Annotated in this window: 16 protein-coding genes; 8 read left to right on the forward strand and 8 right to left on the reverse strand. The window is 61.9% G+C overall.

All coding sequences use genetic code 11. The features are described from left to right. The first annotated feature begins 76 nt into the window (after positions 1-76). The 4 genes from mutY (at position 77) to AC1DJO_RS07785 (ending at position 3,323) form a co-directional block, all read left to right on the forward strand. Positions 77-1,168: an A/G-specific adenine glycosylase gene (gene mutY / locus AC1DJO_RS07770; RefSeq protein WP_477969692.1), complete on the forward strand. Its 1,092-nt coding sequence runs from the start codon at positions 77-79 to the stop codon at positions 1,166-1,168. 3 nt (positions 1,169-1,171) lie between these two features. After that, complete coding sequence (locus AC1DJO_RS07775) at positions 1,172-1,780, forward strand: HAD family hydrolase (RefSeq protein ID WP_477969694.1); 609 nt, start codon at positions 1,172-1,174, stop codon at positions 1,778-1,780. A 2-nt stretch (positions 1,781-1,782) separates the two neighbouring features. Continuing rightward, positions 1,783-2,148 carry a nuclear transport factor 2 family protein gene (locus AC1DJO_RS07780; protein WP_477969696.1) on the forward strand — a complete coding sequence of 122 codons (366 nt, stop codon included), beginning with the start codon at positions 1,783-1,785 and terminating at the stop codon, positions 2,146-2,148. 254 nt (positions 2,149-2,402) lie between these two features. Then, complete coding sequence (locus AC1DJO_RS07785; RefSeq protein WP_477969698.1) at positions 2,403-3,323, forward strand: hypothetical protein; 921 nt, start codon at positions 2,403-2,405, stop codon at positions 3,321-3,323. Positions 3,324-3,398: 75 nt separating this feature from the next. Here the strand turns inward: AC1DJO_RS07785 and AC1DJO_RS07790 are convergent, their stop codons facing one another. From AC1DJO_RS07790 to AC1DJO_RS07810, 5 genes are all read right to left on the reverse strand, one after another. Beyond that, a complete protein-coding gene (locus tag AC1DJO_RS07790) occupies positions 3,399-3,869 on the reverse strand; it encodes a DUF6790 family protein (protein WP_477969700.1) in 471 nt (156 codons plus the stop codon). A gap of 169 nt (positions 3,870-4,038) precedes the next feature. Beyond that, positions 4,039-5,169 (reverse strand): site-specific DNA-methyltransferase, encoded by a 1,131-nt coding sequence (locus AC1DJO_RS07795; RefSeq protein ID WP_112386419.1) that lies wholly within the window; start codon positions 5,167-5,169, stop codon positions 4,039-4,041. Positions 5,170-5,317: 148 nt separating this feature from the next. Further along, entirely contained in the window at positions 5,318-6,691 is a 1,374-nt protein-coding gene (locus AC1DJO_RS07800) for a pilus assembly protein TadG-related protein (protein ID WP_477969702.1), read from the reverse strand. Positions 6,692-6,894: 203 nt separating this feature from the next. Continuing rightward, positions 6,895-7,251, reverse strand: a complete 357-nt coding sequence (locus tag AC1DJO_RS07805; RefSeq protein ID WP_477969704.1) for an antibiotic biosynthesis monooxygenase family protein — start codon at positions 7,249-7,251, stop codon at positions 6,895-6,897. Further along, positions 7,248-7,577 carry an NIPSNAP family protein gene (locus AC1DJO_RS07810; protein WP_112386422.1) on the reverse strand — a complete coding sequence of 110 codons (330 nt, stop codon included), beginning with the start codon at positions 7,575-7,577 and terminating at the stop codon, positions 7,248-7,250. The genes AC1DJO_RS07805 and AC1DJO_RS07810 overlap by 4 nt, the downstream gene beginning before the upstream one ends. 71 nt (positions 7,578-7,648) lie before the next feature. On the opposite strand from AC1DJO_RS07810, the gene AC1DJO_RS07815 reads away from it, so the two are divergent. Continuing rightward, positions 7,649-8,335 carry an ArsR/SmtB family transcription factor gene (locus AC1DJO_RS07815; RefSeq protein WP_112386423.1) on the forward strand — a complete coding sequence of 229 codons (687 nt, stop codon included), beginning with the start codon at positions 7,649-7,651 and terminating at the stop codon, positions 8,333-8,335. A gap of 5 nt (positions 8,336-8,340) precedes the next feature. On the opposite strand, the gene AC1DJO_RS07820 is transcribed toward AC1DJO_RS07815, so the two are convergent. After that, positions 8,341-9,006: a GntR family transcriptional regulator gene (locus tag AC1DJO_RS07820; protein WP_477969706.1), complete on the reverse strand. Its 666-nt coding sequence runs from the start codon at positions 9,004-9,006 to the stop codon at positions 8,341-8,343. A gap of 180 nt (positions 9,007-9,186) precedes the next feature. Here AC1DJO_RS07820 and AC1DJO_RS07825 point away from each other — a divergent pair, with 180 nt between their 5' ends. Further along, complete coding sequence (locus AC1DJO_RS07825) at positions 9,187-9,876, forward strand: HAD family hydrolase (protein ID WP_112386425.1); 690 nt, start codon at positions 9,187-9,189, stop codon at positions 9,874-9,876. On the opposite strand, the gene AC1DJO_RS07830 is transcribed toward AC1DJO_RS07825, so the two are convergent. Both AC1DJO_RS07830 and AC1DJO_RS07835 read right to left on the reverse strand, forming a co-directional pair. Further along, the gene (locus tag AC1DJO_RS07830; RefSeq protein ID WP_477969708.1) at positions 9,877-10,794 is read right to left on the reverse strand and encodes a diacylglycerol/lipid kinase family protein; all 918 of its coding nucleotides are present in this window, start codon (positions 10,792-10,794) and stop codon (positions 9,877-9,879) included. Between the two features lie 60 nt (positions 10,795-10,854). Next, the gene (locus tag AC1DJO_RS07835) at positions 10,855-11,553 is read right to left on the reverse strand and encodes a hypothetical protein (protein ID WP_477970311.1); all 699 of its coding nucleotides are present in this window, start codon (positions 11,551-11,553) and stop codon (positions 10,855-10,857) included. 198 nt (positions 11,554-11,751) lie between these two features. Here AC1DJO_RS07835 and thrC point away from each other — a divergent pair, with 198 nt between their 5' ends. Further along, positions 11,752-13,152 carry a threonine synthase gene (thrC, locus tag AC1DJO_RS07840; RefSeq protein ID WP_477948926.1) on the forward strand — a complete coding sequence of 467 codons (1,401 nt, stop codon included), beginning with the start codon at positions 11,752-11,754 and terminating at the stop codon, positions 13,150-13,152. 24 nt (positions 13,153-13,176) lie between these two features. Beyond that, positions 13,177-14,475, forward strand: a complete 1,299-nt coding sequence (locus tag AC1DJO_RS07845; protein WP_112537179.1) for a M16 family metallopeptidase — start codon at positions 13,177-13,179, stop codon at positions 14,473-14,475. Positions 14,476-14,490 lie beyond the last annotated feature (15 nt).

A 14,490-nucleotide genomic window follows, 5' to 3' on the forward strand; every position in this document is an offset into this window, starting at 1 on the left:
CGCCAATCGGCAGGGCCGCCTTGATCCGCGGCAATGCTTCGCCAATTATAGGCCACTCCCCTGCCTCCGGTAAACGATGACTTCAAAGACATTGACCGCGCCCAGCGCAAAGCCCCTGCTCGAATGGTACGACCGCCACCATCGCGATCTGCCCTGGCGCATCTCGCCGCCGATGGCGGCGCGCGGCGTCAAGGCCGATCCCTATCGCATCTGGCTGTCGGAGGTCATGCTGCAGCAGACGACGGTGCAGGCGGTAAAGCCCTATTTCGCCAATTTCCTGGCGCGCTGGCCAACGGTCAACGATCTGGCGGCAGCGCCGAGCGACGATGTCATGGCGGCCTGGGCGGGCCTTGGCTATTACGCCCGTGCCCGCAATCTGAAGAAATGCGCCGAAGCCGTGGCCGCCGAACATGGCGGCATCTTTCCGGATAGCGAAGAGGGGCTGAAATCGCTGCCCGGGATCGGCGACTATACAGCGGCAGCCGTTGCCGCGATCGCCTTCCACCGGCAGGCGGCCGTCATGGATGGCAATGTCGAGCGGGTGATTTCCAGGCTCTATGCCATTTCGACGCCGCTGCCCGCAGGCAAGCCGCTGATGAAGCAGAAGGTGGTGGTGCTGACGCCCGCCGACCGGCCCGGCGATTTCGCCCAAGCGATGATGGATCTGGGGGCGACGATCTGCACGCCGAAGCGTCCTGCCTGTTCGCTCTGTCCGTTCAACGGTTCCTGCGAGGCATTGCGGCTGCACGATCCCGAGCTGTTTCCGGTGAAGGCTGCGAAGAAAGAGAAGCCGGTGCGGCAGGGTGCGGCATTCGTCGCGGTCACCGGAGAGGGCGCGATCCTGCTGCGGCGGCGGATCGAAAGCGGGCTGCTCGGCGGAATGACGGAGGTTCCGACAACAGGGTGGACGGCGCGGATCGACGGGGCGACAGGGACAGATGCCGCGCCCTTTCCGGCTGAATGGACGCCCTGCGGCACCGTCATTCACGTCTTCACCCATTTCGAACTCAGGCTGCAGATCTACCGTGTGGCGATCGCCGATCCCGTTGAAATCAATGACGGATGGTGGGAACCGGTTACAAATCTTGAAGCCCAGGCGCTGCCGACGATCATGAAAAAAGCGATCGCAGCGGCTATTCCTCTCGCGTTCAAATCAGTCAAGGAATGATAGATGCCCATCAATCATATTGTCTTCGATATCGGTAAAGTGCTGATCCACTACGATCCGAGCCTGCCCTACCAGCGGCTGATCCCCGATGCCGGAGAGCGCAAGTGGTTCTTCGACAATGTCTGCACCCATGACTGGAACATCGAGCAGGACCGCGGTCGCTCCTGGGAAGAAGCCGAGGCGCTGCTGATCGACGCGCATCCGGAGCGCGAGGAGCAGATCCGGCACTTCCGCAAATACTGGCACGAGATGGTGCCGCATGCCTATGACGACAGCGTCGTGGTGATGGAAGAGCTGATCGCGCGCGGCCATGACGTGACGATGCTGACGAATTTCGCTTCGGACACGTTTCGCGAGGCGCAGGTGCGCTATCCCTTCCTGACGAAGACGCGCGGCGTTACCGTCTCAGGCGATGTGAAGCTGATCAAGCCGGATGTGGCGATCTACGAGATGCATGCCGACAGCTTCGGCCTCGATCCGGCGACATCCATCTTCATCGACGACACCGTCGTCAATGTCGAAGGTGCGCGGAAGGCCGGTTGGCAGGCGGTGCATTTTACCGGTGCCGACAAGCTGCGCGCCGATCTCAGAGCGCATGGTGTGGAGATCTGATCATGGCATTCGATCCGGTCGAAGAGATCAAGCTTTTCCATGGCGCGATCAATACGCTCGATTTCCAGACGATCGAGAACTATTTCGCCGATGACGCGACCTATGTCTCGAACGGCGTCGGCAGCCTTGCCGGGCGCGAGCAGATCATGACGGCGTTCCGCAAGTATTTTGACGATTACCCGGATCAGACGGCGATCGACACGCTGGTGGAAAAGGTCAGCCCGCGTGCCGGGCGCGCGGTCTGGTCAGTCCGGGCAACGCATAGCGGCACCGGCAAGCCGCTGATCCGCGAGGGCGAGGAAACCATCACCTTCAACGAGGATGGCCGCGTCACGCATGTGCAGGTTACCGATTACCAGGCATTCTGACCAGAAGGGCGGCAGCGATGCCGCCCTTTGCGCAACAATCTCTGCAAATCTTACAACCAGCTGAAAGACTTCAGGAACATTCTTCTTTTCCGGTTGTTTTGATCTCAGCCGCTTCACTTGCGGCAGGCATCAATCAGCAGCCCGGCAGAGCCGGCAGGAGGAATAGGATGGGTAGAGGTATTTTGCTTTGGTTTCTCGGGGTTCCGATTCCGCTGATCCTGATCATCCTTCTGTTCTGGCACTAGGAGATCACGATGTCGCAACCCGTATCGAGCGTCGTTACCGGCGCTCCGCAGGAATCGTCGTCCTCGGCCGTCAGCTGGGGACCGATTCTCGCCGGCACGCTGGCCGCAACGGCGATTACCCTGATCTTCATGCTGATCGGCTCCGGACTTGGGCTGACGATGATTTCGCCCTTCGCCAACGGCAGCAGCTCGCTGGCGACGATCGGGGCGACGGCGGCCGTGTGGCTGATCGTCGTGCAATGGGCGTCGTCGGCGCTCGGCGGCTATATCACCGGCCGGCTTCGCTCAAAGTGGGTCGGCGTTCACACCTATGAGGTATTCTTTCGCGACACGGCGCATGGCTTTCTGGCCTGGGCGCTGGCAACGCTTGTTGTTATCGGCCTGCTGGGCTCGGCGGTATCCTCGCTCGTCAGTGCCGGTGCCAGTGCGACCGCGACTGCGGTTGGAGCAACAGCGGCAGTGGGTGGCGCGGGAGCAGCGGCTGCAGTGTCCGGTTCAGACAATACGGGCGGCTTCTCGACATCCTACTTCACCGATGCGCTGCTGCGCCCGGCAGATGGCCGGACCGCCCCGCAGAACCAGAGCAATGAAGCCGTGAGCGCTGAGATTTCCCGCGTGCTGATCAGCGGTTCGGCGCAGGGCGAAATCTCCGCCGACGATCGTGCCTATCTCGACCAGGTGGTTGCCTCGCGCACCGGGCTTTCCGAAGCCGATGCAAAAACCCGCGTCGATGGTGTGCTGAAGCGTATCGATGATGCGAAGGTAGCGGCGCAGAAGGCCGCCGATACGGCCCGCAAGACGGCATCGGGTGTTGCGCTGATCGGCGCCATGTCGCTGCTCGTCGGCGCCTTCATCGCCAGTGTGTCGGCCGCGATCGGTGGACGCCAGCGGGACGACGATGAAGAGCGCGAGGCGCTTCTGAGGCGCTGACAGCCCGACCTGCGATCAAACTAGACGCCCGGATACGTTCCGGGCGTCTTTCTGTTTGTCTGACGCGACGCGTTTCTACGCTGCGAAAGTCAGGACGTGGGCGACGAGATAGATGGCAAGCACGGTAGAGATGCCGATGTCCGAGAGCATGGCGACGGTCTCGTTTCTGTTCCTCGACGGCTGCGTAAGGTGTTTCAGCCCAGCCAGACCGAAGAAAATGCAGCCGACCAGTGCAGCCGGCACTACCCAGTTCGGCTGGAAAAGGCTCGCTGCACCCAGCAATCCGATCGACAGATTGCCGAAGCCGATCTCCTGGACCAGCGGAAATGCTTTCTCGTCAGTGACGCCGAAGATCTTTTCGGCCGTAAAGGACGGCTGGGCGACCTGCTTGAGACCAGCGAGCAGAAGGCGCAGGCCGACGCCCCAGAACACGAACCACTTGCCGACGAGAAAAAGCAGATCGGCATTGCCGGCGAAGACCGCTTCCGAAATCACGGAAACGACGGGCAATACCAGCATCAACAAAAGCACTGTTGCGAAATACATGACAGCCCCCAAGATCACGCATTGGCTGCCAGTTAACGATGGGACGCGGCAAGTTAGCAAGATCAAAAGAAAGGCGCCCGGGGTGTTGATCCCGGGCGCCATGAGCCTTCTTCCGTAACTGGAGGTACAAACACCGGAAGAAGGTAGTCTCGATCGGTAAAGGCTTACGTTATTCGGCCTTCGCCAGATCACTGCGGATGACGGCCCGGAGATCGTCGATCGGGCGCAGGGTCTGCCCGTCTTCGAAATGCCAGAAGGTCCATCCGTTGCATGCATCAAGACCCTGAACCTTTGCGCCCAGGCGATGAATGGAGCCGGCGTCGCCGCCGGAGGCCACGGTGCCATCGGCGCGGACGATCGCGCTGTGGCGGCGGCGTGCATCGTAGAGCACCTGGCCGGGCTTGATCAGGCCGCTTTCGACCAACACGTTGAAGGCGACGCGCACTTCCTGCTTCTTGCCGGTCATGACAGTCAGCTCCGCCTTGCCGAGCGGCTCGACGGCGGCGATGCGGGCGGACGCCGCATCGATGTAATCCTGCTCGCGCTCGATGCCAACGAAGTGGCGGCCGAGGCGCTTGGCGACGGCGCCCGTCGTGCCCGAACCGAAGAACGGATCAAGGATCACGTCACCCGGCTTCGAGGACGCCATGATGACGCGAGCGAGCAGTGCTTCCGGCTTCTGGGTCGGGTGAACCTTCTTGCCATCGTCGCCCTTCAGACGCTCACCGCCGCTGCAGATCGGGAACAGCCAATCGGAGCGCATCTGCACGTCGTCGTTCGATGCCTTCAGCGCATCGTAATTGAAGGTGTAGCCCTTGGCCTTGGCGTCCGGGCTCGCCCAGATCATCGTCTCATGGGCGTTCTGGAACCGGCGGCCCTTGAAGTTCGGCATCGGGTTTGTCTTGCGCCAGACGATGTCGTTGAGGATCCAGAAATTGAGATCCTGCAGTGTGGCGCCGACGCGGAAGATGTTGTGATAGGAGCCGATGACCCAGATCGTGCCTGTCGGCTTCAGAACGCGGCGGCAGGCCAGCAGCCAGGCGCGTGTGAAGGCATCGTAGGCCTCGAAGGAAGCAAACTGATCCCACTCGTCATCGACGGCATCGACCAGCGACTGATCGGGACGGTGCAGCGTGCCACCGAGCTGCAGGTTATAGGGCGGGTCGGCAAAGATCACATCGACGGAATTGGTCGGCAGGGCCTCGAGGGCCGCGACACAATCACCCTTGATGATCGTGTCGATCCAGGAATCCGGCTTAACGGAGGTCTTAAGATCGGCAAGCGGAAAGACAGACGCCATTATGTTACTCGCTCATACACTTACGCTTTTAACTGACCGTTATGGTTACCCAGTTTGGTTACCAAAGCCTGAAGCGGTGAGCGATTTCGGGAAATTATCGAACTATACACGCAGAAAATGAAAAGGCAGGCACCTGGCCCGCCTCCCCTCAATTCGTCAGCCTGAGGCCGCTCGTGGCGCTCGCCGCCTTGCTGAACAAGGCCGACATCGAGGCGGCCATGTCGTCGGTGGGTTTGACCTCAAAGAACAGCCCCTCGGTGGCGCAGGCTTTCAGGTTCGGTCCGATATTCTTGGCAAAGACCGGATTGATCGCCTGGTTCCAGATCGGATCGGTGGGGATCGGCAGGTAGGTGGTGTAGAGCACGGCGACCTTGATGCCGCGATCCTTCAGCGCCGAGCAGAGCTTCGGGTCGATCGGCTGCAGACAGCGGTCGGGGTTGGACCACCAGGAGCCGCCGGTGCAGCTGCTTTTGCGGCTGTCGCCCAGGCCGTCGGTCACGAAGAACACCACTTCCTGGCGGTCGCCGGTGMTGGCGCCGGTGCCGCCATCGGTCTTGATTTCCTTGCCGATGCTGGTCAACGCCGTGTCGAAGCTCGTCAGCGCATCCTCGTTGAACTGGTGGTGCTGCGTCGTCATCAGGTTGATCTGGCCAATGGCGTTGCGCATGGTCGAGAGATCGCCGGTCAGGGTTGCGATCCGCTGGATGCCGTAATAGGGCGCCGTTTCAGAGGCCGCGGCGCCAAACGTATAGGCGGCGAAGCGGTACTGGTTCGGCTGGGTTTCCCCGGCCGCGTCGTCCATAAGCCCCTTGACGGCCTCGGTCACCACGTCGATCCGCAGCGTGATATCGTTGGCGCGGGCGATGAGATAGTTGCTGTCCGTGTTTTCGACGCCGCTGCCCCAGACCATATGGCAGGCGAAGGCACAGTTGCGGCCCGCGGCATCCGGGGCATTTGCGGTCGCCTTCACAAGCGCGTCGATATCGGCCTGCGTCGCGCCGATGCCCATCGACGGGGTATTGTCGAGCAGCAGGTAAAAATCGGTGTAGCTGGCGCTTGACATGCCGCCGCTGGAGGCGGTCGCCGTGCCGCTGACAGGCATGGAATTGATGCCCAGGATCTTCATGAACGTGGTCGGCGCCTGCGTCCCGAAATTGACGGTGGAGGTGACGACACCGCTTTGCTTGGCGACCTTGATCGAAACGTTGATAGGCAGCGAGCCGGCAGTCTGGCTAAGGCCGCTTGAGCGCTGTGCCATGAACATCTGTTGCGCATCCTGCTCGGCAATGCTGACCTCACCGTCGCCGGTCATCGACTGGATCGCCTTGTGGCCTGACGACTGCGGGGAGATGGCGCCGAGGGCTGCGGCATCGGCTGCCTCCATCAGTTCGGTCCGAAGCTCGCTCTGGTCGCTGTAGTCGACAGCAAGACCTGCAGCGCCGAGCAGCGGCACCATCAGGATTGCCGTCATGACACCGAAATTGCCACGCCGGTCCTTGAGAAAGGGACGTAAAGAACGCATTTTGAGTATGCCTCGGAGCTAAAATATAGTGCCGTTATGCACACCATTCGATAATATAGAGTAAGCATGGAAGCGTTTTCACGGCTTCGTGACTGAAATAGAAAGGCGATAAATACTTTAGATAGAAGTGATATTTCAATTTTATTCTATCACTGGTGGCATGCCGGAATTTTCGCCGGCACGCCTTCGTTGTCTTGGCCCTTTCAAGCGCCGGCGGTGTCGTGGACCTTGCGGCTGTCATCCGGCGCCTCTTCGCGCTCGAACATGCCGTAATCGCGGACGATGTGGCCGATACGCAGGCGGTAATCGGCAAAGACGCCGTTGCGGGCGGCCGCCTGTGCATTGCGGTGCGCCTCGCGGTTGCGCCAGCCCTTGATGGCCTCCTCATCGCGCCAGAAGGAGAGCGACAGGATCTTGCCGCGCATCGTCAGGCTTTCGAAGCGCTCGATGGAGACGAAGCCATCCATGCTCTCCAGTTCGGCGCGCAGCTCTCCCGCCAGATCGAGATATTTGTGGCGCTCGCCCAGGAAGGGTACGACCTCGAAGATGACGGCGATCATGGCAGCACCAGCTTAGCATGGGGTGCGGAGACATTTTTCAGGAAGATCCGGTCCTCCCTGAGGATGAAGCGCTCGCGCTTGGCAAATTCGTAGTTTTCGCGGCCGCGCGGATCGGCGGCGAGCCTCGCACGGTAGGCTTCGTAGGCGGCAAGGCTTTCGATGTTGTAGACACCGTAGGCCGTCGTCAGCGAGCCCTCGTGCGGGGCGAAATAGCCGATCAGGTCGGCGCCGTTCTGCGGGATCGCCTGCCCCCAGGTGCGGGCATATTCGGCGAAGGCTTCCTTCTTGAACGGGTCGATCTCGTAGCGGATGAAGCAGGTGAGCATCTCTTTCTCCTGTTGTTGTGAGACGAGATTGCCATGTTGCGGCGCCGACATGCTTCGGTTACGATCGAAGTATGAAAGAAGGACCAGATATCGCTCAGATCGGCTCGCTTATCGGCGATCCCGCCCGCGCCAACATGCTGACGGCGCTGATGGGTGGCAAGGCGCTGACGGCGACGGAGCTTGCGGCTGCCGGCGGCATTACACTGCAGACGGCAAGCACGCATCTTGCCAAGCTTGAGGCCGGCAGCCTGCTTTCGCAACGCAAGCAGGGGCGCCACCGCTATTTCACTCTTGCCGATGATGGCGTCGGCAAGCTGCTCGAAAGCATCATGGGCTTTGCCGCCGGGCGCGGGCATCTGCGCCACCAGCCGGGACCGAAAGAACCGGCGCTGCGCAAGGCACGCATCTGCTACGATCATCTGGCTGGCGATTACGGCGTGCGGATGCTGGACAGCCTCGTCGCCTCCGGGGCGATCGACGCCATCGGCGATGGACTGGCAGTGACGGCAAAGGGCGAGGACCGGTTCCAGTGCATCGGCATAGACCTGCACGGCCTGAAATCCTCGCGCCGCCCGCTCTGCCGCTCCTGCCTCGACTGGAGCGAGCGGCGCGCGCATCTGGCGGGCAGCCTCGGCAAGGCGCTGCTTTCCAACTTCTTCGACAAGGGCTGGGCGCGGCGCACGGCAGAAAGCCGCTCGGTGATCTTTTCGCCCGAAGGCGAGCGCCAGTTTCTGCAGCTCTTTCCGGTCGAGGCCTGAGCCAATCAGCCGACGATGGCGAAGGCTTCCGGCTCGCCGGGCTTTCGCGCCGAGGGAGAACGGCCGATCCATTGCACATGCTTCTGCAGGATGACGGCTGCCTGATCGATGCGGCCCTGGCGTAGCGCCAGCAGGATGGCGCGGTGATCGTGGTCGGTGCGCTTTTCCCATCCGGAACGCCAGGCCGAGAACAGAAACCGGGCGCTTGCCGCATGCAGATCGTCGATCGCCGCCAATAGGCGGTTCATGTTGCAGGGCGCGAGGATCAGCCGGTGGAAGCGGCGGTTCGCCTCTTCCCAGGCATGCACGTCGGCTGCCGCATCGCCATCCCGGGTCGCCTGCTCGGCGGCATCGAGGATCGCCGATGTCAGATGCTTGGCGGCGTGGCGGAGCGCCAGAACCTCAAGCGCCGCGCGCATTTCGGCGACTTCACGCACCTCTTCCAGATCGAAAGAGGCAACGCGCACACCGCGGCGCGGCTCGCTGATCGCCAGCCCCTGCGCTTCGAGGCGGCGGAAGGCTTCGCGCACCGGCACATGGCTGGTGCCGAATTCCTCGGCGATATGGTCCTGCCGAAGCCTGACGCCGGCGGCCAGTTCACCATGCACGATACGCTCCGCCAGGATGCGGCTGATGCGGCTTGCGATCGTGTCTTCGGGTTCCTTGGCCATGCTGTCCAGTAATGCGCGGGAATCGGCTTGGCGAGGCTATCCTGCGGTGCCTTCCGGCGCAAATGGCATTCGGCGGCGACAAGCCGCCCACAGCGCGCATCGCTGCCATGTCAACGCCCCCGTTGAGCTTGGGAACGCCATCGTGTAAACCGCCGCCATCCCCAACAAGGCTGGACGAACATGCAGGGCTTCGACCTCATTATCTTCGACTGTGACGGCGTTCTGGTCGATTCCGAAATCATCGCGGCGCAAGTCGAATCCGCCCTTCTCACCGAGGCCGGTTACCCGATCAGCCCGGAAGAGATGGCCGAGCGCTTTGCAGGCCTGACCTGGAAGAACATTCTTCTGCAGGTCGAGCGTGATGCCAGTATCCCGCTTTCGGCCTCGCTGCTCGACAAGTCCGAGAAGCTGCTCGACCTCAAGCTCCAGCAGGATGTCGAGGCGATCGCCGGTGTCGCCGCTGCTATCGCCAAGCTCGATCTGCAGCGCTGCATCTGCTCCAATTCGAGCTCTGCGCGCCTCGACATGATGCTCGGCAAGGTCGGCCTCAAGCCGCTGTTTGCGCCGAACATCTTTTCGGCAAAGGATCTCGGGCCCGACCGCACCAAGCCGAAGCCGGACATTTTCCTGCATGGCGCAGAGAAGATGGGCGTTTCGCCGTCGCGCACCGTTGTCGTCGAGGATTCCGTTCATGGCGTCCATGCGGCCCGTAGCGCCGGTATGCGCGTCATCGGCTTTACCGGTGCGTCGCACAGCTATCCCTCGCATGCCGACCACCTTACGGATGCGGGTGCGGAAACGGTGATCTCGCGGATGAGCGATCTTCCGGGTGTCGTTGCCGCACTTTCCGAATGGGAAGGCGCGCTCTGATCAGACGAGCAGGTTGACGGCGCCGGGCAGTATCTCGAAACGTGCCGGGATATGGCCTGGCGCCTCGCCGTCGCTATCGACAGGTGCCGCCTCGCCGGCCGGCCAGACCTCGACCAGACGCGCCCGGTGGATGCTGACCAGCGGGCTTTTCACGTGCTTGCCGCTGTAGATGCTGTTCATCAGCGTCAGCACGCGCAGCCTCGCGGCACCCCTGATGATCACCACATCGAAGAGCCCGTCGGAAACATCGGCGCCGGGCGCCACCTTCATGCCGCCGCCGAACCAGGCACCGTTGGCGACCGCAACGGCGGTGATCGGGCCGTCATAGACATCCTCGCCATCGAGCCGCAGCCGGATACTGCAGGGCTTGTAGCGCAGGATCTGCATCAGGCTGTGATAGAAGAACACCATCGGGCCGGGTAACCGCCTGCCCCGCCGCGCTTCGTTGACGGCGCTGACGATTTTTCCCGAAACGCCGAAGCTGGCGATATTGATAAAATGCCGGGTGCAGCTCACGCCGTCGTCGTTTTCGCAGGTCAGCAGCCCGGCGTCGACGGAGCGCACCGGTGCGGTCAACAGATGTTCGGCAATCTTAGAGGGTTCACGGGGGATGGCGAAATTGCGGGCGAAATCGCAGCCGGTGCCCGTGGGAATGAAGGAGAAGACAGCGCCCGGACGCCTTGATCTAAGGATACCGCCCGCGACCTCGCCGACCGTGCCATCGCCACCGACGGCCAGCACCAGATCGCAGCCGTCTTCGGCGAGTTCCCGACCATGGCGCCTAGCGTCGCCGAAACCCTTGGTTTCACGCAGGCTGATATCGGCCGAGCGGGCTTCGAGCGCACGCCGCAACGCGGACCAGAACACCCGCCTGCCCCGCCTTCCCGACGCCGGATTGAGAACGATGCCGATTTTCATCGCGAAAAATCTCTCCCGCCATGACAGAAGCATGACGGGGAGGCCGAAACAAGCGGCCTATTAGGAGCTCTTGGCTTTCTTCTTGGTCTTCGGGGCGTTGCCCTGATCGAAGCCGATATTGACGCGAACCAGTGAACCCGAACCAACCGGCAGCTTGAAGCCGTCATGGCGGAACAGGACCTGCGTCGACGTCTGGCCAGCCGGTATCTGCGCGGTGAAGGGCACGGTCTCGCTGTTGATTGCACCCTGGCTGTCGACAGCGCTGATGCGAATCGGCAGCGACACGGTACCAGGGCCGCCTGCCGGACCGGCGAGCACGCGAACCTGCGCAACGATGGTCATCGTCAGGCTCTGGTCGTTGAGCGTGCACTGGCGCGTATAGTCGCCGAATGCGGCCTGATAGACGATCTGATCAGTCGGCTGCGCATCCTGCTGGCCGGCGGCGCTGTTGACGACAGCCTTCTTGCCGCCCTTGGCATAGGTGCGGAAAATCGCATCCTGATCGCGCATGTAGATCTGCGGGCAAGCGCCCTGAACGACCGGCTGTACGGCGCCTGACGCATTGGTAGCGGTGCCGATCGGCTTGTCTGTCGAAGATGGATTCTGCGGTGCCATCGGCATGATCTGCGCGGTGCCACCGGTCTGCGCGGAAGCCTCTGCCGGCTTGCTGTCGCCGCCCATGCCAAGCGAGCTGCAGCCTGCGAGAAGAGCGGCCAACGATGCGGAAGCGATGAGACGCGGGACTTTGCCGAACACGATTATTCCACCCTCTTACAAAGTTTTTTGGCAGGCCCGAAGTCGCGTTTGCAAGGCCTTTCGTCACAGTTTGCGATGGTCTATATCAGCGGCGCAAAGAAAAATCGATTGGGTAAGCACTGTTTTGATGCACATTTCGGCTCGCAGCATTTCAGGCGCTTGCTTTCCTTCTCCGGATCGCTTCCGGCCATAACGTCAAGGATGAAGAACGTGGACTATATCTCGACCCGCGGCGAGGCCCCTTCTCTCGGCTTTTGCGATGCGCTTCTGACGGGTCTTGCCCGCGACGGCGGTCTCTACGTTCCGCGTCAATGGCCGCAGTTCTCCAAGAAGGAGATCCGGGCGCTGCGCGGCAAGAGCTATCAGGATATCGCGTTCACGATTCTCTCGCCCTTCACCAATGGCGAAATTCCGGCCGAAACCTTCCGGGCGATGATCGACGAGGCCTATGGCACCTTCCGCCATCCGGCGATCGCGCCGCTGGTGCAGACCGGCCCGAACAGCTTCGTGATGGAGCTCTTCCACGGCACGACGCTGGCCTTCAAGGACGTGGCGATGCAGTTGCTGGCCCGCCTGATGGACTATGCGCTCGAGAAGCGCGGCGAGCGCGCGACGATCGTCGGCGCGACGTCCGGTGATACCGGCGGTGCGGCGATCGACGCCTTTGCCGGACGCGAGCGCACCGACATCTTCATTCTCTTCCCGCATGGCAAGGTTTCTCCGGTGCAGCAGCGCCAGATGACGACCTCGACGTCGCCGAACGTGCATGCGCTGGCCGTCAACGGCAATTTCGACGACTGCCAGAACCTGGTGAAGGCGATGTTCAACGACGGCGCCTTCCGCGACAAGGTCAAGCTATCGGGCGTCAACTCGATCAACTGGGCCCGCATCATGGCTCAGATCGTCTATTACTTCACCACCTCGGTGGCGCTCGGCGGACCGGACCGGAAGATTTCGTTCACCGTACCGACGGGGAATTTCGGGGATATCTTCGCGGGCTATGCCGCCAAGAAGATGGGCCTGCCGATCGGCAAGCTGGTGATCGCCACCAACGAGAACGACATCCTGGCGCGGACGATGAAGACCGGCCGCTACGACATGAAGGAGGTCAAGGCGACCACCTCTCCGTCCATGGATATCCAGATTTCCTCCAACTTCGAACGACTGCTGTTCGAGGCCTATGACCGCGACGCTTCCAAGGTGCGCCACGCCATGGATAGCCTGAAGCAATCGAACGGTTTCGAGATCGCTCCGAAGGCGCTCGCCGCCATAAAGAAGGACTTCCGCGCCGGCCGCGCCAGCGAGAAGCAGGTGGCCCAGACGATCAAGGAAACGCTTGCCGAGACGGGCTATCTGCTCGATCCGCATTCGGCGATCGGCGTCTTCGTTGCCGCCAAGCACGAGAAGCCGAATACGCCGATGGTGACGCTTGCCACCGCCCACCCGGCTAAGTTCCCGGCGGCCGTAAAATCGGCCTCCGGTATTGACCCGGCGCTCCCGACGTGGCTTGCTGATCTGATGCTTAAGGAGGAGCGCTTCCAAGTCATCGATCCGGAACTTAAGGCCGTTGAAAGCTTTATCGGCAAGCATGCCCGGACGTAATTCGGCAGCGCAGAAAGATAGCCAATGACAGTTGAGTGCACCCGGCTCAAATCCGGGCTGACAGTAGTGACACAGACCATGCCGCACCTTGAAAGTGCCGCACTCGGGGTCTGGATCAAATCAGGTTCGCGCAACGAAACGGAAGACGAGCATGGCATTGCCCACCTGCTCGAACACATGGCTTTCAAGGGAACCGCGCGCCGCTCGGCACGCGATATCGCAGAGGAAATCGAGGATGTCGGCGGCGAAGTGAACGCCGCAACCTCGACCGAAACGACCTCCTATTATGCCCGCGTCCTCAAGGACCACGTGCCGCTCGCCATCGATATCCTCGCCGACATCCTGACGGAATCGGCCTTCGAGGAAGATGAGCTGGAGCGCGAAAAGCAGGTCATCCTGCAGGAAATCAATGCCGCCAACGACACGCCCGATGACGTGGTTTTCGACAAGTTTTCGGAGACCGCCTACAAGGACCAGACGCTCGGCCGCGCCATTCTCGGCACGCCGGAGACGGTCGTTTCATTCTCGCCGCAGCAGATCCGCACCTATCTCGGCCGCAACTACACGACCGACCGGATGTTCGTGGTCGCAGCCGGTGCCGTCGATCACGACGAGTTCGTGAAGATGGTGGAACAGCGTTTCGCCGGCCTGCCGACAGCGCCGATCGCGACGCCCGTGATGGAGCCCGCGCGCTATATCGGCGGCAATATCCGCGAGACCCGCGATCTCATGGATGCGCAGATCCTGCTCGGCTTCGAAGGCAAGGCCTATCACGCCCGCGACTTCTACTGTTCGCAGATCCTCGCCAACATCCTCGGCGGTGGCATGTCTTCGCGGCTGTTCCAGGAAGTGCGCGAAATTCGCGGCCTCTGCTATTCGATCTATGCCTTCCACTGGGGCTTTTCCGACACCGGCATCTTCGGCATCCATGCTGCGACCGGCGGTGAGAACCTGCCGGAACTGGTGCCTGTCATCATCGACGAGCTGCACAAGTCTGCCGGCTCGATCGAGCAGAAGGAAATCGAGCGCGCCCGCGCCCAGATCCGCGCCCAGCTTTTGATGGGTCAGGAAAGCCCGGCCGCCCGCGCCGGCCAGATTGCCCGGCAGATGATGCTCTATGGCCGTCCGATCTCCAATCCGGAGATGATGGAGCGGCTAGAGGGCATCACCGTCGAGCGCCTGACCGACCTTGCCGGACGGCTGTTCTTCGACACCGTTCCGACGCTGTCGGCGATCGGACCGCTGGAGCAGCTTGCACCGATGGAAGACATCACTGCTTCGCTGTCCGCCCATGTGCCGCAATCCAAACAGGCAAGCCGCTAGACCGCTTTCAGCCCG

Source organism: Rhizobium sp. 05N430 (assembly GCF_056396985.1).